Origin of the sequence: Natronoflexus pectinivorans (assembly GCF_004345615.1) — a bacterium.
In the GTDB taxonomy this organism is placed as follows: domain Bacteria; phylum Bacteroidota; class Bacteroidia; order Bacteroidales; family Marinilabiliaceae; genus Natronoflexus; species Natronoflexus pectinivorans.
This window is the reverse complement of sequence record NZ_SLWK01000018.1, coordinates 55671-62994: the sequence shown is the minus strand read 5'-3', so window position 1 is coordinate 62994 and position 7324 is coordinate 55671. Positions and strand designations below refer to the sequence as shown.

At 39.6% G+C, this 7324-nt stretch carries 3 protein-coding genes; all 3 read right to left on the bottom strand.

What is annotated here, in order from left to right; genetic code table 11:
- Positions 1-143: 143 nt before the first annotated feature.
- On the bottom strand, positions 144-1133 hold the full coding sequence (locus EV194_RS15770; protein ID WP_132435334.1) for a T9SS type B sorting domain-containing protein: 990 nt from the start codon (positions 1131-1133) through the stop codon (positions 144-146).
- A 217-nt stretch (positions 1134-1350) separates the two neighbouring features.
- A complete protein-coding gene (locus EV194_RS15765; RefSeq protein WP_132435332.1) occupies positions 1351-2388 on the bottom strand; it encodes a PorP/SprF family type IX secretion system membrane protein in 1038 nt (345 codons plus the stop codon).
- A 67-nt stretch (positions 2389-2455) separates the two neighbouring features.
- Positions 2456-7309, bottom strand: coding sequence for a T9SS type B sorting domain-containing protein (locus tag EV194_RS15760; protein ID WP_132435330.1), 4854 nt, complete (start codon positions 7307-7309; stop codon positions 2456-2458).
- Between the last annotated feature and the right edge of the window lie 15 nt (positions 7310-7324).

Sequence of the window (7324 nt, the reverse complement as noted above, 5' to 3'; positions counted from 1 at the left end):
CGGATTCTTTCATTGCTGTTTGTTCCCATGTTTGTTGTCCAATTAAAAAGTTATTAACAATTTTCTTGTCAACTTATATCATGGAAAGACAAACTCTCAACTCTCAACCCTCAACCCTCAACCCTCAACCCTCAACTAATATACTACCTACTCAAATATACATATCCCGTTATCTGTTTTTTTAGTCCCGGAATTTTAATGGCATAATAATAGACTCCTGTTGGTAAAAGTTTTCCATTAAATGGGCCTGTGTTCGCCATGCCATTCCAGTTATTGTTATATTGTTGATCATCATAAACCATTACTCCGTGACGATTAAAAATAGTTATAGAAAGATTTGAGTATTGGTCAAATTCAGGAATATTAAAAGTATCATTAATATTATCTCCATCGGGAGAAAAGCCTTGCGGGATAAATATCTTGTTATCCGAATCATCAGCCAGTTTAATAAAGAGATATGCTCTGGAACAATCGCCATCCCTGTCGCATACTTCATAAAACAAGGAGTCCATTCCTAAGAAATACTGATCAACCCTGAATGAAATTTGATTGTTGAAAACTTCAGCTCGGGCATTTCTGAAATTTGAGACTATTGATAAAGAGATTGGGAGATCGTATAAATTTCTATCGTTCTGAAGAACATCAATGGTTGCATTACTATCTTTAAATACAGTTACAGTGTCATTTACTGCAATTGGTTTAAAATCAAAGTCTTGTACAGAGACGAAGACCGAGGCTTCATCACAGTTTCCATAAGTGTTACATACACGGTATTCAAAATAATCATGCCCGGTGAAATAGCGATTAGGCGTATAAATGATGGTGTATCGTTCTGTAACAATGGCCGTACCATTAATGGGAGGTTCTGTTATGGTCATACTTGTAACGCCGGCGCTTAGCCCGTAATCGTTAATTCTCACATTGGCCTCGTGTGGATGCATCTTATTGGTAACAATAACGTCATTGTTGGCAATAACAGGAATTCCGCTTTGTTCTTCAAGCATTGAATCGCTGATGTCGCTGATTGACATGTCAATGCATGCTCTGCCATAGTTGGGTAGTAGCAAGCATAGAAACAGAAGTAGTACTGTTGTTATTTGTTTTTTATTGGATATGAGGGTAAATGTTGTCATCAACCAACTTTTGGTTTTGTATTTTGTACTGCGAATATATAAATAAACGCCATATATCCTTAATTATTACCAGAGACTTATTTTAATTGATTTCTTAGGCAATTAGATTTTGCCTCTCCGAACCGGATTCCGGAGTAATGATCTGGTGATACATAAAATTCCACCTGTAATCCTAAGTTGGCTTAGCAGGTGGAAATATAATTTATTTTGGAATTTTTTAGCGCCTTCTGAAAATGGAGAATCTCCTTCCATTTCCGTTGTCGCCTCCCGGCGATTGCAGCATTTCATCACGCTCATGACAAGGCAATGTTCTCGGACGCCCGCTTCTGCAAAATGCATATCCAACTACCAGCTGCATAGCACTTCCTAAATGAGTTTGTGCTGATGTTAAACCATGTTGATACTCTATTCCAAAGTTAATTCCTCTGTATACAAGTCCCAAAGTTGTTGCAATTCCCAGGTCTTTGCCGAGTTGGTGATCAACAGTTCTACGGTGAGCAAGTACGCCCCAGAAAGCCAGATCCGGATCGGGTGTTGGCATGCTCATTTTCAGGTTCATGTCCATACGGGTATCTGAGAGAGAATTACGCCTATAATAAACCAATGGTTCAATGTAAATATCGTAATTAGGAATTTTAAATAGAGAACCAACATGAAAATGCAAATCAGCAGGTAGTTCTGGTTCAAATTCTGAATTATACATCGGGTTATTTTGTGGGAAAATATTTGTAACAGAAGCCCCAATGTGATGTTGATTATGGTTCAGAATGAATCCGGATGCTGCATTAAAGCCTGTTCCGCTCAAAGTACCATTGTCTAGCACCGGATCCATGATCCCCGGGGTAAAATTGCTCTGATTTATAGAGGTTTGTTCAACAAGAGCAGACAACCCAAATCTCAATGTTGTATATCCCCTCATGTTTTCTCTCAAGGTAACCACTGTTGAGAAGGTTTGCTGTATGCCGATTTTTTTGTTATTTCCGTTTTGATCGTTATATAGGTATGTTCCTGAGCCAACATTGGCTCCAAGTGGTGCCTGTAAGGTAAATAGTTGAGTTGTTGGAGCCATATCAATACCAAACCACTGACGCTGGTAGAAGCCGTTCATGGTTACACACTCTGTATTTGAACCGGCACCTGCAGGATTCATCAGGAAAAGATCATATACGTAATTGTTGGTTACATAATACCTTTGACCATTTAAATGTGCGGTAAATATTATCAGTGGTATGAGTAATATGGTTAATTTATTCATTTTAATCGTTTTTGGTTACATTTTAAGGTTAATTGGTTGTGTTGGTTTGTCCTCTTCATCAGGTTTACTACCTGATGAGAGTTACATTTCCTCTTATATACTTATCAACCGGTAACAGATGGATGACGTACCAATAGTCGTCTGAGGGCAATGGCCTGTTCAGATAGGTTCCATCCCATGGTTGGTCTGCAGCTTTGAATTTTCTAAGGAGCTTTCCGTATCGGTTATAAATATATACGATTGATTCTGGCAATCTTTCTAATCCTTCAATGATCCAGTCATCATTAATTCCATCACCATTGGGAGTGAAGAAGTTTGGTATTTCAATATCGTAATCTGAATCCAGATTGAAAACAGCAAACGTTTCACATCCATGTGCATCTTCCACCCAAATTATGTGTTCCCCGTTGGGAACATTCATAAAGGTGTGGTTTGTTTGTGGAATTCCATCGTTTAATACATAGCTATATGGCATGGTACCACCTTCAACAAACGCAGTAACCTGTGCATAAAACATGGTATCTAATCCAGCAATAATGGGAGATGGGTAATAGGACACATCAAAAGTATCAGTTAGTACCCAACAACCATCAAAGACTTCAACTATGTATCTTCCACTTTCATGTATCTCAAGGTGTTGCTGATCTGCTTCAGCAATGGGGTTTTCACGACTGTTTAAAAACCAGTTGTATTCAATTATATCGTATCGTATTTCGTCATCGCTTCCTTCGCGGAATGTGAATTCGCCGCCGTCTAAAACGATTAATTCCGGTTCACAAGCTTCAACTGTGTCTCCAACCATAAAAAAGTTTGGTTGTTGTAAGTGTACCGTATGTGTGAGCATTGAGAGGCAATTGTTAAGGTCTCTGATGTACGCAACATTTACCGTATCGAGAATATTTGCAGGCCTTCTGTATTCATTGAAGAATCTGTTGTCGTGCCATGTTATTTCCTGAAACTGATCTATGTCTCCTCCCAATTCAATAATAAATGGAAGGTCGATGGGACATAAGGCTTCCACATCCTCAGGTGAAAAATAGGCGCGGGGTAATTCAATCCAATCAATAAAAGTTTCAGCTACAGAACGACAGCCATATTGATCCGTAACACTAACTGCATATCTACCCATTTCTGCCTGAATTGAGTTTGTATCTCTAATATACCCTTTTGGTGTGTCCCAATATATGCTATAATTATTGGGATTGAAACCTACAGATAAATCAGTGCTTTCGCCGGCACATTTTGTGGGGATGTCTGGAAGATTAACAACAGGGTGTTCAATTACATTAACTTGCAAGGAGCTTGATGAAGAGCAATTATGCTCATTCCAAACTTGTAGATTTACGCTGTTCTCTCCCGGAGTGGTAAGCACGTAAAAGGCAGGTTGATCATCTTCTGCATTGCCTCCCCATTCATACCTGGTATAAGTATCATCAATTTCAATGGTAATGGTTTCGCCAATACATACCGCCCTGTCCTCTCCCAAGCTGAAAACAGGAGACGGATTCATTGTGGCTGTAAAAGTTACGGAAGTAAAACAACCAATTTCATCAAAATTCTCGTCGAAATGTAAATTATTGTCCTCAACAGTGAGTGTATACTCACCCGATTCGGTGATAGAAATGTCATTATCGGTGCTGCTCCCCGATGCCCAACTCCATGTGTGATTGCGAATATCATCTGTGTCTACAACATCTGAAAGAGAGATGATTCTACTCTCATTATCACAAAATTCAATATCTGTAAGATTGATGGTTGGAACTATGTAATGCTCTGCTGCAGCGGATTCAGTTCTGAAACATCCTCTTTCGTCCCAGACTGTTACGGTATATGTTCCGACGTTTGGCACTGTAATAGAAGTTGCCTCTTCATCAGTATCATGTAACCATTGAACATTCAGAATATCTAAACCATCAACAAAAAGCCAATCTATTTCAAATCGGAACTCTTCGGTTCCGGGACATAGTGTTACATCAAACAAATAAAATTCTGGTTGAGGATATAGCTCTACCTCAATTTCGTCCTCATTTCTACAACCAAAAGTTTCAGTTGCTTCAAGTCTGTATATCCCGGGAACGGTTGCAATTATATATGGCTCATCACCAATATCCATAAATACAGGGTCAGTAACCTCTCTAAAAGACCATTTATAGCTACTAAACATATGGCCTGGTGTTGAAATTCTTATGGTATCCATAGAACACATAAAGCCTGATTCTGCGTACTCATTAAAGTTTTCTATTTCTAGAGGTGGGTTGCCAATATAGATCTCAACATCAAAAGTACTGCTAACATCGCATCCATTGTTATCAACGGCGGTAATGGTATATGTTCCCTCTTCATCAAGCTCTCCCAGAAATGAGTTAATATTCTCAGGATCCGTTGTATAGGGTGGCTCGCTGTTAAATTGCCATACGATATTGCTAAACAAACTTCCGTCAACTTCAACATCAAAACCTACTCCCGCACAAATTCTCACATCTTCATAGTCAAATGGAATTTGATTATGTACTGTGAATTCTGCTGTAGCAGTTGCTTCACAACCATATTCATTGGTTACGGTCACGCTCACTTCAGGTACTGACTCGCTCAAAGTAATTGAACTCCCTGTTTCATTGTTATGCCACCTGATGGTTTCATAGAGAGCCCCGTCAATTGTAAAAGTCCCTGTTTCACCATGGCAAACTTCAATGTCATTCAATTCAACCACTGGCAATGGGTTGACATTTATTTGGCGTGAATAGGTATCAAGGCACTCTTCTTCCGTCCAAACTGTTAAACTATACAATCCGGATTCTGTAGGTTCAATATAATTCTGCTCAGGCTCTCCGGGATTTAAAACCGTACCATTAAACGACCATTCATAACGATGATTTGGCGAAAGATTCCGGATTTCATCTCCTAAGCAAATATCATTGGTTTCTCCAATGTTCCAATCTATTATTGGTGCAGGCAGTCCTCGTGCAGTAATGGTTTGAGTATCATAACAACCCATTTCATCTGTTACGGTTAGACCAATGACGTATGTTGTGGATGGTTCTATCGTTAAACTAAAATTGTTGTCTGCACTAAAATCTTCCCCATTTAGAGTCCATTGAAACGTTTCTCCGCTTGTGAATTGATTGAATTCAAATGAGAGTTCTTCTCCCGGACAAAGTATTTGATCTTCACCTAAGTCGAATTCAGGTACTGCAAATTGAACATTCAGTTGATCCGATGCCACACATCCTGAATATTGCATCTCGACCCAATAAAGACCAGATTCTGTAACAGTAACGGATTCTGCTGTGGCAAATGGTGCTCCGGGGTTACTTTCGTGAAACCACATAAGATCTACCCCGGCTTGATTAGTGCTTAGCGTTATTTCACTTCCTCTACAAGACATTGATGGACCATCAATATGCAATTGATTGTATGAACTAAAATACCCATAACTCATACTGGCTCCGTTTGCATCAAGAATACTGAGGTGGAACAATCCATAGTGATCGGGAATAGAAGGATTGAACATGATGGTGTATGGTCTTTCTGTGCTGATGGTATTTTGTGGGAAGTTTTTAACAGCACTATACCAGGTGTCTTCGTGTCCGGCAGGGCCTGTGCCGGGCACTCTTACCCAGTTAAGATCATTAAGATGTGCGTGAGTCTCGCTTGGTAGCATGACTAAATCATTACGGTATTTATATTGAGTCATGATTTGTACCAAAAAATCTGCATTGTTTATTTTTTGAAAACTCACCTGTCTGGAGCCGGTACAATTAATAGCAGGCAGTATGGCACTTCCTAATTCATAACGAAAACTGGCAAACTGGTAAACATATACCGGAGCAGTTGCTGTAATGTATATGGCATTGTTTGAAATATCAGTCATGACAAACTCTCCCCGTCCTAATCTAGGTCCGGTAGCGACTCCGTTCACAGAGACCTGAGTTCCTCCTGGTTGATCAGTTGCTGCCCAAATGAAAACTTTCTGATCAGTACTTTCATATACTGTGGAGGTGTTATACGCAGTATGCATGGCTATGTATTCTGTACCAATAATACTGATTGGAACCAATTGGTCTCCTACCAGATCATAGTGCCCCATTCCCCTTGTATTGCTGGTTCCATCTCTGTGCGCAATTGAATCATCTGAAATTGTAACAGCTATTGGTCTGTTTGATGTGATGTATGTTCCTCCCAGATGACGTCTTCTGTCCCTGGATGTTGATCGCAGGCTGTATGTTTGTCCTCTGTTTAAGGTGATTGTGAATGTAGATCCGGCTGCGTGACCTTCAATAGCATGGTCGTCTGTTAACTCAATTGTTATTACAGTATTATCTTCGGTAGCTACTATGTCAACTTTTTCTCTGGCATTGGGTGTGTTTTGATGATTGACATATATGTTTTGCGATGGTATTAAGAATTCTGTTCCCAGCGCATTTCCTCCTTTCAAGTTGAATCTTTCAGGATTGCTTCCGTTGGCAACTTCATAATAAACAGAAATAAATTCGTCGGATTCAATAAGAATTCCTTTGTTGAAGGGTGTCCCGGCGGACCATCCCTGCCAGTCATTCGGGAATGAGTATCCTTCTCCGCTTAGGGCATCCATAGTGCCATTTTCTATGGTCCAGAGCATCTCTTCAAAAATTACTCTGCCGTCACGAACTATAACTGCGTCATGAAATTCATGCATTAATTGCGAATTTGCCGGAACGTTGAGTTGTATAGGTTGAAAGTCAGGGTTAGTCGGCATTGAAATGGTTACATTTGCCGCATTTTCGAATGCGGTTACTCTGAGCACACCCGGGGCTTTGTTATGTGCTCTGGTTGTTTCCGGTGCAACAAACCAGAATCTCTTATCTATCTGTCCAAGAATATCTGGGTTGATAAGAAATAAAAGTACAAAAAATAGAACTGTGAATTTTATTGTCTTATTCATATTTTTAATGATAAG

Coding starts and splice junctions, on each gene's coding strand:
- EV194_RS15770 (WP_132435334.1), bottom strand. CDS start 1,133: ATGACAACATTTACCCTCATATCCAATAAAAAACAAATAACAACAGTA.
- EV194_RS15765 (WP_132435332.1), bottom strand. CDS start 2,388: ATGAATAAATTAACCATATTACTCATACCACTGATAATATTTACCGCA.
- EV194_RS15760 (WP_132435330.1), bottom strand. CDS start 7,309: ATGAATAAGACAATAAAATTCACAGTTCTATTTTTTGTACTTTTATTT.